Origin of the sequence: Pseudobutyrivibrio sp. 49 (genome assembly GCF_900100545.1) — a bacterium.
Taxonomy (GTDB): Bacteria; Bacillota; Clostridia; order Lachnospirales; family Lachnospiraceae; genus Pseudobutyrivibrio.
This window is the reverse complement of record NZ_FNDP01000001.1, coordinates 205,791-224,048: the sequence shown is the minus strand read 5'-3', so window position 1 is coordinate 224,048 and position 18,258 is coordinate 205,791. Positions and strand designations below refer to the sequence as shown.

The window sequence follows — 18,258 nt, the reverse complement described above, 5'->3', positions numbered from 1 at the left end:
GGCACAGTCTGGTATCTCCAAACTGTGCCCCATTGCACCCTAATTATTTAACCGAATATAAGATTTCTCCATATGTTGGATATGGCCAGATATCGCTTGGTACTACTGTCTCAAGCTCATCAACAACCTCTCTCAAATCATTCATATCAGCAAAGATTACATCGTGATGGTACTTAGCAAGCTCATATGTATCAGTAAGCTTCTTTCCTTTCTCGATATCCTTCTCCAGCTTCTCAAGCTTCTTGTCCATAGCTGCTGAAAGCTTTGATGCCTTCTCAAGATGCTTCTTATCAACTGTAAAGTCCAGGTCAAGGCCTGTAGCAAGCTTAGAATTAAGTGTCTCTGCAAGTGTGTACTGATAATCTGAAGCTGCAGCCATAATATCTTTCTTAACCATTGAGTCAAAGGTAAGAGCCTCGATGTCGATTACCTTATAGTAGTTCTCAAGCTGAATATCGTAACGGCTTAAGATTTCCTGCTCTGTAAATACTCCATGCTTTGTAAATACATCAATTGACTTCTTGTCTACAAAAGCTGGAAGGGCATCTACTGTAGATTTAAGGTTCTTAAGACCTCTCTTTTCAGCTTCCTTTACCCATTCCTCTGAGTAACCATTTCCATTGAAGATGATTCTCTTATGAGCTGTAAGCTCTCTCTTGATAAGCTTATCAAGCGCCTTATCGAAGTCCTTAGCCTTCTCAAGCTCTGCTGCGAATTTATCAAGCTCCTCTGCAACGATTGTATTTAAGATTACATTTGGTCCAGAAATAGATGCTGATGAACCAAGTGATCTAAACTCAAACTTATTACCTGTAAAGGCAAATGGAGAAGTTCTGTTTCTGTCTGTTGTATCCTGTGAAATGCTTGGGATTACTGCAGCACCGATTGACATCTTTTTCTTCTTGATATCTGCATAATCCTTGCCATCTATAATAGATTCTACAATTGCCTCAAGCTCATCACCGATGAACATTGAGATGATTGCTGGTGGTGCCTCGTTTGCACCAAGTCTGTGATCATTTCCAGCAGAAGCAACAGATACACGGAGTAACTCCTGATACTCATCAACAGCTTTGATCACGGCTGTGAGGAATAATAAGAACTGGGCATTTTGGGAAGGAGTAGCACCTGGTTCTAACAGGTTCACTCCGGTATCTGTTGAAATAGACCAGTTGTTGTGTTTACCAGAACCATTTACACCAGCGAATGGCTTCTCATGGAGCAGGCAAGTCATGCCATGTCTACCTGCCACTACCTTCATCATCTCCATGGTGAGCTGGTTATGATCAGTTGCTATATTAGTGGTTGAGAAAACTGGTGCAAGTTCGTGCTGTGCTGGAGCAACCTCGTTATGCTTTGTCTTTGCGAGAACTCCCAGCTTCCACAACTCCTCGTCTAACTCTTTCATGAAAGCCGATACTCTAGGCTTGATTGTTCCAAAATAGTGATCCTCAAGCTCCTGTCCCTTTGGAGGCTTTGCTCCGAAAAGTGTACGGCCTGTGTATATTAAATCTGGACGCTTGTTATACATCTCAGAATCAATAAGGAAATATTCCTGCTCCGGACCAACTGTTGTAATTACTCTCTTTACTTCGTCGTGTCCGAAAAGCTTAAGTATTCTAACTGCTGACTTATCAAGTGCCTCCATAGAGCGAAGAAGTGGAGTCTTCTTATCAAGCGCCTCACCTGAGTATGAGCAAAATGCTGTAGGGATACAAAGTGTATCATCCTTGATGAATACATAGCTTGTAGGATCCCATGCTGTATATCCTCTAGCCTCAAACGTAGCTCTAAGTCCACCTGATGGGAATGAAGACGCATCAGGCTCGCCTTTAATAAGCTCCTTGCCTGAGAAAGTCATAATAACCTTTCCACCTTCCTCTGGCTGAATAAATGAATCATGCTTCTCAGCTGTTACACCTGTCATTGGCTGGAACCAATGTGTGAAGTGTGTAGCACCAAGCTCAATAGCCCATTCCTTCATAGCATGCGCAATTACATTTGCAAGCTCTCTATCAAGTGGACGTCCCTCCTCTACAGTATTTCTAAGGGCTTTGTAAGCATCCTTAGGGAGACGCTCTTTCATGGTCTCATCATTGAAAACTTTACTTCCAAAAATCTCTGTTACCTTGCTCATATCATTATTCCTCCTTTTAAATTCCACTAGCTCCATAATTTGATAATACTCGGGCGGATGGATCGTTTACGTTGCATCCTTCCCAATTTTTATTTGGCATCCAGAAGTCTACAATCATTTCTGCCTGACCTGGATAGTACTTTTCAAATAAATCTCTATAAAGGAGAGATTCCTTTGTGAATGGTGCTCTGTATTCGTATTTACGTTTTGCATTCTCGAGGTCTTTATCTGAATAAATACTGTTTGCATACTCCTTTAAGTAATAAACCATTGAATGTCCAACTGCATCGGAAAATGCCGCTTTCTCTCTAAAGAGAATGTCGTAAGGCAGGTAATCGTCTCCCTCGAAGGCATGCCTTAATAAATATTTTCCTTTGTTGTACTTATTCATCTTTATTTCAGGATTAATGCTCATCACATAATCCACAAAGGCTAAATCTCCAAATGGAACTCTTGCTTCCATTGAGTGAACTGAGATACATCTGTCAGCTCTAAGCACATCGTACATATAAAGCTCTCTCAGTCTCTTCTCTGCTTCAAGCTGAAACTCTTCAGCATTAGGAGCAAAGTCTGTATATTTATATCCGAAAATCTCGTCTGAAATCTCACCGGTAAGAAGTACTCGAACCTCTGGGAACTCTTTTTTGATTCCTTTACAAATAAGATACATTCCCATGCTGGCTCTTATTGTTGTAATGTCGTAAGTTCCAAGAGCTGCAACAACTTCTTCAAGAGATTCAAGAACAATATCCTTATTGATGATTATCTCGTGATGCTCTGATCCGATGTAATCAGCAACCTCTTTTGCATACTTTAAATCGATTGCATCTTCATTCATTCCAATTGCAAAGGTTTTGATTGGTTTATCCATCATCTTTTGTGCTACTGCACAAACAAGTGATGAATCAAGTCCTCCGGAAAGAAGGAAACCAACTGGTGCATCTGCATCAAGTCTCTTTTCAATTCCTGCCACCAGAAGCTCTTTAATCTTTGCTGAAGCCTGTTCAACACCATCCTTACTGTAAGGCTTGCGCTTTGCCAAATCTCTGTAGCATACAAACTTTCCAGCTTTGTAATAATGTCCAGGTGGAAATGGTTTAACCTCTTCTGTAAGACCTATTAAGTTCTTTGCCTCAGAAGCAAACATTATCGAACCTGCTTTGTCATATCCGTAGAACAAAGGTCTGATTCCGATTGGATCTCTTGCTGCTACCAAATCGTCTTCAGCTTTATCGTAGATAACCATTGCAAATTCTGCATCCAGCTTTTCAAACATTGCTGTACCGTATTTGCGATACATCGGTAAGATGATTTCGCAATCACTGTCGCTTAAGAATTTGTAACCGTCTGCTTTTAACTCTTCTCTTACTGGCTTGAACCCGTATAGCTCACCGTTGCAGATTACATAATTACCATCCAGTTCGAAGGGCTGCATTCCTGCTTCTGTAAGGCCCATGATTGATAATCTTTGGAATCCCAGGACCGAATCGTTTATGCGTATCACCTTTTGCATATCTGGTCCTCTAGACACTGTTTTAGAGAATGCCGCTTCGAAATCTTTCATTTCAACGTGGCATTTGCTTAAAGCCATAATTGAACACATACTTCTTTTTCCTTCCCAGATTTCCTGGTTACGGTAACAAGCCTTAGTGTTTCTTCATTCAGCTAACATGCTTCATTCAGAAACCTAAGAGCTTGTTACCTACCAGTTTTTTTAGAAACAAAAAAGCGCCGTAAACGTAGCTCATCTCTACGTTTACGACGCCTTTGTCGTTCCATTGATTTTTATTGATTTGAATAATAAAACTTTGTTAATTCGTTGTCAACAACTTTTTTTATAAATTTGAATAACCCATTAAATATTCATCTACTTCACGGGCACAATCGCGTCCCTGACGAATTGCTTTTACTACGAGAGACTGGCCTGTGTGCATGTCTCCAGCGGTGAATACTTTCTTCACATTTGTGGCAAATGAATTCGCATTTACGGATGCAACGTTAGTGCGTCCATCCACTTCCACCTTAAATGCCTTTGTAACATAATCCTGTGAACCAAGGAAACCTGCTGCGATAAGACAAAGCTGACATGGAACCTCTTTTTCTGTACCATCTACTGGCACCATCATCTTTCGTCCTGTCTTCTTATCCACCTGTGACTCTAAAGAAACTAAAACTACAGACTTAAGGTTACCATTCTTGTCAGTCTTAAATTCCTTTACAGTTGTTGTGTAGACACGTGGATCATGTCCAAACTTAGCAATAGCCTCCTGCTGACCATAATCTGTCTTGCACACAAGTGGCCACTGTGGCCATGGATTAGACTCAGCACGAACATCTGGAGCCTTTGGCATCATCTCAAGCTGTGTTACAGACTTGCAGCCGTGACGAATTGCTGTACCTACACAGTCATTACCTGTATCGCCACCACCAATGATGATTACATCCTTGCCCTTGGCAGAAATATATTCGCCATCTACAAGCTGCATATTGTTTGCCCAGAGACACTTTGTAGTTGAAGTGAGGAAATCTACAGCAAAATATATTCCTTTGGCCTCTTTACGACCTGTTGCGGCAATATCACGAGGATTAGAGGAACCACAGCAAAGAATAACCGCATCATACTTTGACACTAAATCATTTGCCTTAACATTCTCACCAACATTCGCATTTACGATAAAGCTGATGCCCTCCTGCTCCATTACCTTTACCTTGCGGTCGATAATCTGCTTCTCAAGCTTCATGTTAGGGATACCATAGCGAAGTAATCCACCAACCTTGTCATTACGCTCATAAACAGTGACGCTGTGACCACGTCTGTTAAGCTGATCTGCCACTGCAAGTCCTGAAGGACCTGAACCAATTACTGCAACCTTTTTACCAGTGCGAACCTTTGGTGGCTTTGCATCTGCAAGGCCATTCGCATAGGCGTATTCGATGATAGCCATCTCATTTTCCTTTGTAGAGACAGCATCTCCATTTAAACCACAGGTACATGCCTTCTCACAAAGAGCTGGACATACCCTGCAGGTAAACTCTGGGAAATTGCTGGTCTTATGAAGACGTCTGTATGCCATCTCATAGTTTCCCTGATATACTAAATCATTCCACTCAGGAATCAGGTTGTTAAGAGGACAGCCTGAAGTCATCCCCTTAATTGTCATACCTGCCTGGCAGAATGGAACACCACACTCCATACAACGGGCTGCCTGCTTCTGCTGCTCCTCCTTTGAAAGTGGTGTATGAAATTCGTTAAAATTCTTAATACGCTGAAGAGGACTAACTGCAGAAGCCTCTTTGCGCTCATATTCTAAAAATCCTGTTGGCTTTCCCATGATAATCCTCCTATCTGCACAGTAAATTAAACGCTTCAATCTGAGCCTGTTCTGAAGATAAGCCCTTCTCCTCCATCTGGACGATTGTCTGCATCATCTTCTTGTAATCGAATGGCACAATTCTCTTGAACTTAGGAAGGTACTCGCTAAAGTTTTCGTATACTTCCTTACCCTTCGCAGAGCCTGTTGCCTTAACATGCTCCTTGATGATTTCCTTAAGCTCTAAAACGTCATATTTATCTGTTACAGTCTCAAGGCTTACCATAGATTTATTCAGCCTCTTATAAAGTGTTGCATCCTCATCAAGCACGTATGCAATACCGCCTGACATACCTGCAGCAAAGTTCTTTCCTGTTGTACCAAGGACTACTACACGACCACCTGTCATGTATTCACAACCATGGTCTCCACAGCCCTCTACAACTGCTGTCGCTCCGGAATTACGAACTGCAAAACGCTCTCCAGCAACACCATTGATAAAGGCTTTACCACTTGTGGCACCATAAAGTGCAACGTTACCAATGATAATATTCTCATCCTGCTTGTAAGTAGCTTCCTTTGATGGATATACTACAAGCTTTCCGCCAGAAAGTCCCTTACCAAAGTAATCGTTGGAATCTCCTTCAAGCTCAAGTGTAAGTCCCTTTGGAATAAATGCACCGAAGGACTGACCTCCTGCACCGTGGCAGTTAACCTTGTAAGTATCTTCTTCAAGACTCTCACCAAAGTGACGAGTAAGCTCAGCACCAAGAAGTGTTCCAAGGCTTCGATCTGTATTGGAAATATCTACAGAAAGCTCTCCACCCTTTCCTGACTTAATTGCGCTGCCAAGCTTCTTAAGAAGAATCTTCTCATCAACTGTCTTTTCAAGCTCAAAGTTATATACATTCTTATTCTCGTAAGAAATCTTCTCACCCTCAAATGGGTTGTTAAGAACTGCTGACATATCAACCTTGCCGTAAGCACCGTTCTTGCAATTGTCCTTAACCTTAAGTAAATCTGTACGTCCGCAAAGCTCATCTACAGTCTTGCAGCCGAGCTCTGCCATGTATTCACGAAGCTCCTGAGCGATAAAGCGCATGAAGTTTACAACATATTCTGGCTTTCCTGCGAAGCGTTTTCTAAGCTCTGGATTCTGTGTGGCCACACCAACTGGGCAGGTGTCAAGGTTACATACACGCATCATTACGCAGCCCATAGTTACAAGTGGAGCTGTAGCAAAACCGAACTCCTCTGCACCAAGTGCACATGCGATAGCTACATCACGACCGCTCATAAGCTTTCCATCTGTCTCGATTACGACCTTGTTTCTAAGGCCATTCATCATAAGAGTCTGATGAGCCTCAGCAAGACCAAGCTCCCATGGAAGACCTGCATTGTGGATAGATGACTTTGGAGCTGCACCAGTACCACCGTCGTAACCTGAAATAAGAATTACCTGAGCTCCTGCCTTTGCTACACCAGAAGCAATTGTACCAACGCCTGCCTCTGATACAAGCTTTACAGAAATACGAGCATCCTTATTTGCATTTTTCAAATCATAAATAAGCTCTGCCAAATCCTCGATTGAATAGATATCGTGATGAGGTGGTGGCGAAATAAGAGCAACACCTGGAGTAGAAAGACGAGTCTTTGCAATCCATGGGTAAACCTTCTTTCCTGGAAGATGTCCACCTTCACCTGGCTTTGCACCCTGAGCCATCTTAATCTGGATTTCCTTGGCACTTACAAGATACTTACTTGTAACACCAAATCTACCAGAAGCAACCTGCTTGATTGCAGAGCAACGGTTTAATCCATCTGGACCAATCTCATATCTCTCATCTTCCTCACCACCTTCACCGGAATTTGACTTTCCGTGAAGCATGTTCATGGCAATGGCCATTGTCTCGTGAGCTTCCTTTGAGATAGAGCCGTAACTCATGGCACCAGTTTTAAATCTCTTAACGATAGAATCAACAGACTCTACCTCATCAATACTAATACCCTTCTTAGGGTAATTAAAATCTATTAAACCACGAAGGTTTCTGATATTATCCTCTTCATTTACAAGAGCTGTGTACTCCTTAAATGTATTGTAATCTCCTGTTCTTGTAGAAAGCTGAAGGAGATGAATTGTAGCTGGATTGTAGAGATGCTCCTCTGCACCTGAGCGCATCTTGTGCTGACCTCTTGAATCAAGAGTCTCATCTACATCTAAATCAAGGGGATCAAAGGCCTGTGAATGTTGCATGTCCACCTGATCCTGAATATCCTTTAAAGTGATTCCACCAATTCGGCTGATGGTTCCTGTAAAGTACTTATCGATTACATCAGAGCTGATACCGATAGCCTCGAAAATCTTAGCGCCCTGATATGACTGTACTGTAGAAATACCCATCTTTGATGCAATTTTAATAATGCCGCTGATTACTGCCTCGTTATATGCATCAATAGCTGCGTGAACATCCTTCTGAAGCTGACCTTTTTGGATAAGCTCAGCAATAGTCTCCTGTGCAAGATATGGGTTGATAGCAGAAGCACCATAGCCTAAAAGTGTTGCGAAATGATGAACCTCTCTTGGCTCACCTGATTCCAAAATTACTGAAAGGCTTGTACGCTTCTTTGTCTGAACCAAATGTCTCTGAACAGCTGCAACTGCAAGAAGTGATGGAATTGCCACATGGTTTTCATCCACACCTCTATCTGAAAGGATGATGATATTTGCACCCTCTCTGTTTACTCTGTCTACCTCTACGAAGAGATGCTCGATAGCCTTCTCCAAAGAAGTATTCTTATAGTAAATGATTGGCACTGTTTCAGCCTTAAGACCTGGCACCTTCATAGACTTAATCTTCATCAAGTCAGTAGTTGTAAGGATTGGGTTGTTAATCTGGAGCATGTTGCAGTTTTCTTCCTTTTCCTCAAGGACGTTTCCCGCTGTTCCAAGATAAATTGTTGTAGCTGTAACAATCTCCTCACGAATAGAATCGATTGGTGGATTTGTAACCTGTGCAAAAAGCTGCTTGAAGTAATTAAATAATGGCTGATGATGCTTTGATAAAACTGCAAGTGGTACATCAATACCCATTGCACCGGTGTTTTCACCACCATTTAATGCCATTGGAAGGATTGAATCCTTAATCTCTTCATAGGAATATCCAAATGCCTTCTGAAGCTTATCTCTCTCAGCCTGGCTGTATACTGGTACTGATTCATTAGGAATCTTAATGTCTGCAAGGTGGGCAAGATTAGCATCAAGCCACTGACCGTAAGGCTGACGTGCTGCAAATGTAGCCTTAAGCTCATCATCAGCAATAAGTCTACCCTCTACAGTATCAACAAGAAGCATCTTGCCTGGCTTTAATCTATCCTTTGCCTTAATTCTGCTCTCTTCGATTGGAAGAACACCAACCTCTGAAGAAAGAATAAGGTAATCGTCGTTTGTAATATAGTATCTTGATGGGCGAAGTCCATTTCTATCAAGAACGGCACCCATAATATCTCCATCTGAGAAAAGGATTGATGCTGGACCATCCCATGGCTCCATCATTGTGGAATAATACTGATAGAAATCGCGACGAGCCTGCTCCATTGCCTTGTTCTTTACCCATGGCTCTGGAATTGTAATCATAACAGCAAGTGGAAGTGGCATACCGTTCATTACAAGGAACTCCAATGCATTATCAAGCATGGCTGAATCTGAACCTGCCTGATTACATACTGGGGTAATCTTTGTCATTTCAGATTCGAGAACCTGAGAAACCATTGTCTCCTCGCGGGAAAGCATCTTATCTGCATTACCCTTAATAGTGTTAATCTCACCATTATGTACAATAAAACGGTTTGGATGAGCACGCTCCCAAGATGGATTTGTATTTGTTGAAAATCTTGAGTGAACTGTAGCGATAGCTGACTCATAATCAGGATCCTGAAGATCCTCGAAGAAAAGTCTAAGCTGATCTACTAAGAACATTCCTTTATATACGATAGTTCTGCTAGAAAGAGAAGCTACATAGGTATCCTCAGCTGTCTGCTCAAAAACACGACGTGTCACGTATAGCTTTCTATCAAAATCAAGTCCCTTCTTACAGTTTGCAGGCTTTTTAATGAAGCCCTGCATAATGTGAGGCATGCATTCTACTGCAAGCTTACCAAGAATTTCTGCTTTTGTTGGAACCTCTCTCCAACCTAAAAATTCCAAGCCTTCCTTCTCAGCAATGATTTCGAACATCTTCATGGCCTGTTTTCTCTTTAGCTCATCCTGAGGGAAGAAAAACATACCAACTCCGTATTCTCTCTCATCACCAATGGCAATGCCTGAAGTCTTACAAGCTTTCTTGAAAAACTTGTGAGAAATCTGAAGTAAAATACCTACGCCGTCACCTGTTTCTCCAGCTGCATCCTTACCTGCTCTATGCTCAAGATTTTCTACAATCTTTAAAGCATCTGATACAGTCTGATGAGTCTTGATTCCTTTGATTGAAACTACAGCACCGATTCCGCAATTATCATGTTCAAAGGCAGGATTATATAATCCCATCTGCTGATTGTCATTAGCCATATCTGCTACTCCTTCCACATTTTACATAACAAAAAAGACGTCTAAACGAACCCACTTCGGGTGTTGTTTAGACGCCTTTGTCTTGCACTAATATACAATTATTTCTATATAAATGCAAGTACTTTTTTACATTAAAGTGTTAAATTACTTGTAATAAGTTGTCACTGTCTCACCGTTAGAGCCAAGAGGCACCTTGTGATCAAGACCTACAAACTTACCAGTCTTTGAATCAGACCAAAGTGTCTGCTTCATCATGTTGTACTTAGCTGAATCCCATGTTACCCAGTCGCCTTCAAGAAGGCCGCCTGTGTCACCAGAGTTAGGATTGATGCACCAGAAGGTATGGTTGATGTGATTCTTAGCGATGAAGTCTGACATGATGTTCAGATACTTCTCATTTGAACCACCATCCATGAATCCACCCCACTCACCAATAAGGAGAGGTGCGATATCCTTATCCTGGAGATAGAACCAGCTGTCATACCAAACATCCTCAAGAAGAGTCTTTTCGCTGAAATCCTTCTTGAACCATGTCTGCTCGTAAACAAGTGGACCGTAATCATGTGGAGAATATACTAACTGATTCTGATACTTTCCAAGGTCTACTGGATATTTGCCAGCGTTTCTGAGGTTTCCACCCCACCATCCGCCGTAATACTTAAGCTCATCTTCTGAAGCATTAGGATCCTGTAAGCCTGAGTTGTAATCATAACCAGCTCTTGGTGTCTCCTCGATACCTTCTACCATAATAAGAAGGTTAGGGTTTACATCGAGTATAGCCTTTCCACAACGGCTAGCTGCATACTGCCAGTTGCACTCATCCTTAGAATCGTCCCACTTAGCTGCAGGCTCTTCACCTGTAGAATATTTACCGTGTGGCTCATTCTTAAGATCACAAGCGATGATTGTATCATCATTCTTATACTCTTTTACAAACCATGTCCAGCCATCAATCCAATCCTGAGTTGTGAATCCTTTAGGACCATACCATACATTGTAATTGTGACCTGAGTTGTTTGCATCAGCGCTATGGCAATCCATCATAATCTTGATACCATTTACTCGGCAAAGATCTACGAAGATATCAAAGATTTCTCTTGAATCCATATCGCTTCCATCAGCTCTCTTAAGCTCTGGATTAGCATACGTATTTACGTTAACCTTTACTTTCTTACCAGCCTTCCAGTCAAGGAGAAGCTCTGTAGAAATTGGCACACGTACAAGGTTGATACCGTGATCAGCCATGCCCTCAACTACATCCTTCATATTAGCACTCCATAATCCATGGAATACCTTCTCTGAGCAGTTGAAGCCAAACCAGTTTGCACCAGTTAAGTATACTTCACGTCCCTGCTTATCAAGGATTTTATGGCCATCTGTGTGAAGCCAATCATCTCCCTGAACTGAAGGATCCTCTACTACTGTTGTAGGAGTTGGAGTTGGCGTTGGTGTTGGTGTTGGCTTAACAGTAGGTGTTGGTGTCACAACTGGTGTTGGAGTTGGTGTAGGCTTTGCTGTAGGTGTAGGTGTTGGTGTTACAACTGGAGTTGGTGTTGGCTTTGGTGTATCAGCCTGTCCATCCCCATTTGCAATAATCTCAACTGTAGAACCAACATGAGTAGAACCCTGTACACCGAATTCCACTGTGCTACCTGGCTCAATTACTGAATTCCACTCCATTGGAGTGATTTCATAATAGTCACCAGACTCTTTTACCTTAACATTCCAGCTTGAATCAATTCCAACATCATTCTTGTTAACCTTAAGAGCCCAAGAATCAGCTCTGGTTGTTGTATCATTCTTTACCTTAATTAATACCTGATAGCCTGAGCCCCAGTTATTAATTGTATAGGCTGTTGTTAATTCCTTCTCTGCTGCTCTAACACTAAGAGGTGCAAGATTGCATCCTGATACAAGTAATAAAGCTGCTAAAGAAGCAGACAATGTCTTCTTGCAAATTGATTTTTTCTGCACTTGGCACCTCCTACTCTACAGTAATTCCAACTGTTGAGTTTACGTGACCTGATCCCTGAACACCAAATGATGTAGATGCACCTGGCTCAAGAACTGAGTTCCATGACATAGGAGTGATTACATAGTAATCACCTGTCTCGTCAATGTTTACACACCAGCTAGAATCAATCTGAATGTCGCTCTTATTTACCTTAACTGTCCATGTGTTAGTTGTGGTCTTAGAGTCATTCTTAACATTGATTAATACCTGATATCCTGAACCCCAATCATTAACTGAGTACTCAGCTGTCAAACTTCCAGAAGGTGTTGGAGTTGGCTCTGGAGTTGGAGTTGGTGTTGGCTTTGGTGTAGGTGTTGGTGTTGGCTTTGGTGTAGGTGTTGGTGTTGGTGTTGGAGTTGGTGTTGGCTTTGGTGTTGGTGTTGGTGTTACTACTGGTGTTGGTGTTGGCTCATCAACAACATCAACTGTCTTCTCACCGAGCACTAAAGTAGAACCTTCGAACAACTGCATTCCCTTAGGTGCAGACATCTGAGAATTGCTTGTTCCGCCAAGTCCTGCTACACATGGGCTTGTAGAATAATCCCACTTACCAGGTGCTGTAATTCTAACCTGAAGCTCGCACTTGCACTCACTCTGTCCACCTGGATAGATTTCAGCGCCTGCAAGATCAAGGTCGATATAGTAAAGACCTGAGTTGCCAGACTTCTTAAAGCTAGAAATCTTTACAGGATGCTGCATGTAAGTTGTAGAAACCTTCATATCTGATGCACTGTTTCCCTGTGCGATAACATCGCTAAGGTCGAAGTACATACGAAGCTTTAAGTTGTCTGTAACTCTTGCTGGCCAAGCTGTATGATTCTCGATAACAGTCTTAAGCTCAACAAAGTTAATCTTGTTGTTCTTATCCTGAGCATTGATGCCAGCCTTAAGAACAAACTCTTCACCATCTGTCTTTTCGATAGCTGTTGGTGTTGTAACGGCACCAAATCCGTTCTTTTCATAGAGATATGCACAAGCGCCTGTGAAGCCTGCATTGTAATCGCAAGCAACCTCGTTTGCCTGATAATCACTACGAACATCCTTGTATGAATCGTCTGCAGAACCAGGTCCACCAACGATAGCACCTACAAGTGTATGTCTTGAATTCTCAGGAGCTGCGTTGAGGTTGTTTGACCAGCAACCATGAGCTGCTCTGTGATGAGGATTCTTAGGAGACTGTGCATTGTAGCCAACCATGAAGTTCTGGCCATTGCTTCCCAGTGTGTAATTGATTGTTCTTTCGATATAAGCATTTGCTCCATCCTTATGAGCTTTATCTGCTTTATCAAGACCAAGATAAATTGTATCAATGAATGCCTGGTTGCAAGCATAACGAACTGAACCCCACTCACTTAAGAATGAAAGTCCACCAGGAGTAATTCTTACTGAATTAGAACCTTCAAGCTTGCCATTCCAGCAATCAATACTATTCTCAATTGGTGTGTAATACTTATCCTTACCTGTTAACTCTGCAAGAAGTAAGCATGCCCCCATATGTGTATCATCCCAAGACATTGTCCATGAATATGCAATTTCATCGCCACCCTGGAATTCTGAACCAAAGTTCTCAGCATACTGCTCAGCCTTTGTAAGATATGTCTTATCTCCCGTTGCCTTGTATAACCAGCAGCCTGCTAATGATAACTCATCATAAAATCCGCTGTATGATGTATAGAATCCGCTTGCTGCTGTGTAGCCTGCATCACTCTTTGCACTTTCTGCCATCTTATATAAGGTCTTGGCATGTGATAAGTATAATGCTGCTCTTGAAGGATCTGAATCCTTTAATACAAGAGATGCTACTGCAAGTGAAGCTGCAGCCTCACCTGTTACACAAGAACCACCACCTGCAGATGTTCCATCTACCTTAAAGGATGGTCTAGACATCTTTGTTTCAACAAGCTCTGGTGCGCCCCAGAATCCATGGTCCTTTCCACCATCGCCTACTTGATAATAATATGTGTTTGAATCTGGATTACATTTTACAAAGTAATCATTTGCCCACTTAATATCGTGAAGCATCCACTTTTCCTGTCCAGACTCCTTGTATGCCTTTGGATTATTTAAGTATGACCAACCAAGAACCATAGATGAATATGCCATTGGTAAATTAAACTTAACATTATCACCAGCATCATACCATCCACCAGTAAGATCAAGTCCGTTGTCTGAGCCATCCTTAAGTGCAGAATCTGCTCTCCAGTTTGTTCTTGATAATGTTTCCTCTGAAAGCTTTCCAGATTCCTGAAGCTGATAGAACAATAATGACTTTGCAAGAGCATCACCATAATTGTAATTTGCAGCATCAGCCTTAAGTGTTGGAAGGCTAAAGCCTCCAATCACCATGGATGCAGACAGAGAGCACATCAGAACCTTTTTGCAAAAAGATTTTGTGTTTTTGTGCATATAACATATTCCTCCTTAAAAATTGTTTTTATATTATGATATCCGCGCGCTTGATATCATAGTTTACTTAAACGTTTGAGTTCCTGATTAAAAGGAATGCGAGTAAAATTTACTCTAAAAATCTACCCGCATTCTCTAATTTTTTAATCTTACTTAACAGTTATATCTACTGTTGTACCAATTGAACCATTGCCCTGAATTCCGAAGTCTACCGACGCTCCCGCTTCTATAGAAGAATTCCATGACATTGGTGTGATTACATAATAGTCACCATCCTCGGCAACATTTACACACCAGCTTGAATCAATCTTTACATCTTTCTTATTTACCTTCACTGTCCATGTATCAACCTTAGCTGAAGAATCATTCTTTACCTTGATTAATACCTGATAGCCTGAACCCCAATTATTAATTGTGTACTCAGCCTTTAAATCACCTGTAGCTGAAGGTGTTGCTGTTGGCTGAGGAGTTGGTGTAGGGGTTGGCTTTGGCGTTGGTGTAGGTGTTGGCTTTGGTGTTGGTGTAGGTGTTGGCTTTGGTGTTGGTGTAGGGGTTGGCTTTGGTGTTGGTGTAGGGGTTGCTGTTGGCACTGGTGTAGGTGTTGGAACAGCTTTTCCATTGATAGTAGCTGGTGTTCCATCTACATGCTTCATAATTGCACTGATGATTTCTGGATCCATCCACTTTAATGAATTTCTATCAATGTATCTGTGACACTCACCATCAGAACCTGCAGAATTATTCTCATAGACATTGTTATCCCAAAGAACCATTGCTACATTGCTGTATTTTGCAGCTGTTCCCCAATAGTAATCAGCCCACTTTACACGATCTGCCCTATTGTTTCTGTTTGTTGCACTTGTCTCACCAACGATAACTGGTACGTTCTTTGATAAGAACTTAGAATTTAAATCATTGAAGAATGAATCAATATCCCCCTTATTGCTATCGTCAAACTTTGTTGTGTATGTATCACTTGCAAGAGCGAAATAATAAGGAATATAAGCATGAACTGAAAGAATCAGTCTGTTGCTTACTGAGTCCTTAGGCATAGCAAATGAATTTGTCATACAGCCTTCGATAGAAGCATCATAACCTGGAACCATTACGCATCTTGTAGCGTTGTTTCCACCTGTTGCTCTGATTGCATCAAGTGCTACCTGATTGTAATCATTGATGCATGCAACAGCCTCTTTAATATCAGAGCTTGGATTATTTCTTGGGAACCACCACTCCTCGCTGTGTCCAACAAGTCTTGGCTCATTCATTGTTTCAAAAACAAGGTGATAATCATAATCCTTGAACTCTTTACCAATCTGTGTCCAAACTGACTTGAAATAAGCCTCTGAACGATTCTTATTAGCATTGTTTGGAACATAGAAGCAATAATCGCTGTTAATATCATGATGTGTATTGAGAATTACATACATATCATTTGCAATACAGTAATCTACTACTTCATGTACTCTCTTCATGAAGAAATCAGGAATTTGATAATTAGATCCTGTTGTATACTGTCCCCATGAAACAGGAATACGAATTGTATTAAAACCTGCCTTAGCTACTTCATCGATTAAAGCTTTTGTTGTCTTTGGGTTTCCCCAGTATGTCTCATTTGAAGTTGTATATGGGAAATTTGACTTCTGACCATAAGAATCAAGGCTGTTTCCTATATTCCAACCTACTGTCATGTCTGAGACAACCTGTGTAGCAGTTTTGTTTGTACCGCTGGCAGCATTTGCTGTTTTTACAGGAACTGCTGTTACAACGATTATTAATGTCAATACTAACGATAATAATCGCTTAATTTTTTTAACATTATGCATTCTTATGCATCTCCCTTCGTCTTACTGTCGCGACCTATATATATAATATGTGTACTTAAACGTTATAGTCAATAACTTATGCCTCGCTGTGTATTATTTCACACGTGCAGTTTTCACGTCGCAAAAACTCTGTCAAGACTAATATACTAGTATTTTTAACAATTAATTGTAGTATTTTTTTATGCACTTTGTATCATTTTCGTAATATTTTGTTAATATTTTACTCTTTCGATTTAATTTTTCACTGTGCATATTTACTAAAAAAGACCCAATTTTTTCTTACAAAAAAATCGGGTCTTTTTTTAGAGTTTCCTTTTTCAGAAGGAAAACTTTAAATTGGCGAGTATCATTTTTACTCTACTACTTTTATATAACTGCTTACGCAATATAGTGTCTGTCCGTTGTAATCAATTCTTGACCAGCCATACTCATTATTAATACCTGTGCGTGTAGCCGTCATACCATTGTATAAAGTGATAACAACCTGCGAATCTGCATCGGTAACGCTTGGCTTAGAGCGAAGGTTAACTATTTCCTTTGCAGTTATTAACTCATTACAATCGGTAAATTTTGTTTTAAATCCTGTTGTAGCTGGTGTCTGCTCTGCTTGGGCTGCATCTGTAGCTGTTTCTGGAGTAGGTGAAGGTGCTGTCTGGGCGGCTGCAGATAAATCTGTTGTAAGGTAGCTTGAAACTGCATAATATGTGCCGCCCTCAAATACCACTCTTGACCATCCGCTCTTGCTGACTCCTGTACGTGTAGCAGTCTGACCATTAATAAGAGTCACCTTAACTGTACTATCTGCTCCCTGGCTAGGCTTATCTCTTAAGTTTGTCTTACTCTTAGCTGTGACAGTTTCATCAACAGCATCAAACTTCATTAATGCCTCAACATCTGCAGTTGCTACTGCTCTTTCAGAGGTATCCTTTGCTGTCTCTGTGCCATTATAACCAAAGTATGCAACATCAACATCCACCTTTTTACTGATTCCTGGAATGGTACCCTGGTTAGTATATTGCCACATAGCACATTTTCCGCTATATGCAGGACCTGTAGCAATGGCTGATGTATCCTGGTTATACCATGCCATCCAGATTTTCCATTTTTTCTCTAACGAAGATGCATTCCACTTGGCATCATTTGTCAGCTCATTTTTTGAAGCATAGAAAATAGGTGTATATCCGGCCTTATATATGGCATCCAAAAAAGCATCTGCAACTGCACTTCTCTCATCCTTTGTCAGATTGTACTGTCGACTTGAGCTATTTTCAAATCCCTCACAGTTATATCCAACAGGATATGTTATAGGATATTGAGCAATATAATTTGCAACCCAGGTAGCCTCCTCATTGGCCTCTGTAGAATTTATCGCTGTAGAAAAGAAATAAGCACCAATCTTAATTCCATTCTTTTCAGCTTCCTGCATATTATATTTTGCATTTGAGTCAGCTTTGATTTCTCCTGTAGATGAATCTCTGTAACCAACACGAATCATCGCAAAATTGATACCTGAAGAAGCTACCTGTGTCCAGTCGATAGTACCCTGAAATTTTGAAACATCAATACCATAAGTGATATTTGAGTTCTCGCCTACAGTGCTGGCGCTTACCAGACTACCAACATCAACATTTGCTCCAGATTCTACCTTGACCTCTACCTGTGGATCCTTAGAAGATTTTTCTTCCTCCTCTGTGTCCTCTGTAACTTCCTCTGCTGGTTCTTCCTCTGGCTCATCTACCACTACTTCGATTTTAACATCATCTTCTGGCTCCAGTTCTTCTGCTACTTCTACTGGCTCTTCCTTTCCACCAGTAACCTTTTTCACAATAAAAACTGTACCCAGCGTTAAAAATAGAATACCTACAGCAATACCGCCAATAAGTATCCTTCGCCTAAAAATATCTTTTTGCTTCCTTCCTCTGCTGGAAGCTTTTTTGTTGTAATCAAAATGATTAAAGTCCTTCATTGTTGTAATTATTCTTCCTCCAATTTTTCAATAA

General features: G+C 41.1%; 8 protein-coding genes. All 8 read right to left on the bottom strand.

Annotated elements, in window-relative coordinates; translation table 11 throughout:
- Nucleotides 1-43 precede the first annotated feature (43 nt).
- Nucleotides 44-2,137, bottom strand: coding sequence for a glutamine synthetase III family protein (locus BLP54_RS00910; protein ID WP_090165856.1), 2,094 nt, complete (start codon nucleotides 2,135-2,137; stop codon nucleotides 44-46).
- A gap of 16 nt (nucleotides 2,138-2,153) precedes the next feature.
- The gene (asnB, locus tag BLP54_RS00905; protein WP_090165854.1) at nucleotides 2,154-3,740 is read right to left on the bottom strand and encodes an asparagine synthase B; all 1,587 of its coding nucleotides are present in this window, start codon (nucleotides 3,738-3,740) and stop codon (nucleotides 2,154-2,156) included.
- 232 nt (nucleotides 3,741-3,972) lie between these two features.
- Nucleotides 3,973-5,469 (bottom strand): glutamate synthase subunit beta, encoded by a 1,497-nt coding sequence (locus tag BLP54_RS00900; RefSeq protein WP_090165852.1) that lies wholly within the window; start codon nucleotides 5,467-5,469, stop codon nucleotides 3,973-3,975.
- Between the two features lie 10 nt (nucleotides 5,470-5,479).
- Nucleotides 5,480-10,012, bottom strand: coding sequence for a glutamate synthase large subunit (gene gltB / locus BLP54_RS00895; RefSeq protein WP_090165850.1), 4,533 nt, complete (start codon nucleotides 10,010-10,012; stop codon nucleotides 5,480-5,482).
- A gap of 144 nt (nucleotides 10,013-10,156) precedes the next feature.
- Nucleotides 10,157-11,986 (bottom strand): cellulase family glycosylhydrolase, encoded by a 1,830-nt coding sequence (locus tag BLP54_RS00890; RefSeq protein WP_090165848.1) that lies wholly within the window; start codon nucleotides 11,984-11,986, stop codon nucleotides 10,157-10,159.
- Nucleotides 11,987-11,996: 10 nt separating this feature from the next.
- Nucleotides 11,997-14,432: a glycoside hydrolase family 9 protein gene (locus BLP54_RS00885; protein ID WP_090165845.1), complete on the bottom strand. Its 2,436-nt coding sequence runs from the start codon at nucleotides 14,430-14,432 to the stop codon at nucleotides 11,997-11,999.
- A gap of 149 nt (nucleotides 14,433-14,581) precedes the next feature.
- Nucleotides 14,582-16,258, bottom strand: a complete 1,677-nt coding sequence (locus BLP54_RS00880; protein ID WP_090165843.1) for a cellulase family glycosylhydrolase — start codon at nucleotides 16,256-16,258, stop codon at nucleotides 14,582-14,584.
- 352 nt (nucleotides 16,259-16,610) lie between these two features.
- A complete protein-coding gene (locus BLP54_RS00875; protein ID WP_090165841.1) occupies nucleotides 16,611-18,224 on the bottom strand; it encodes a GH25 family lysozyme in 1,614 nt (537 codons plus the stop codon).
- Nucleotides 18,225-18,258: the final 34 nt, after the last annotated feature.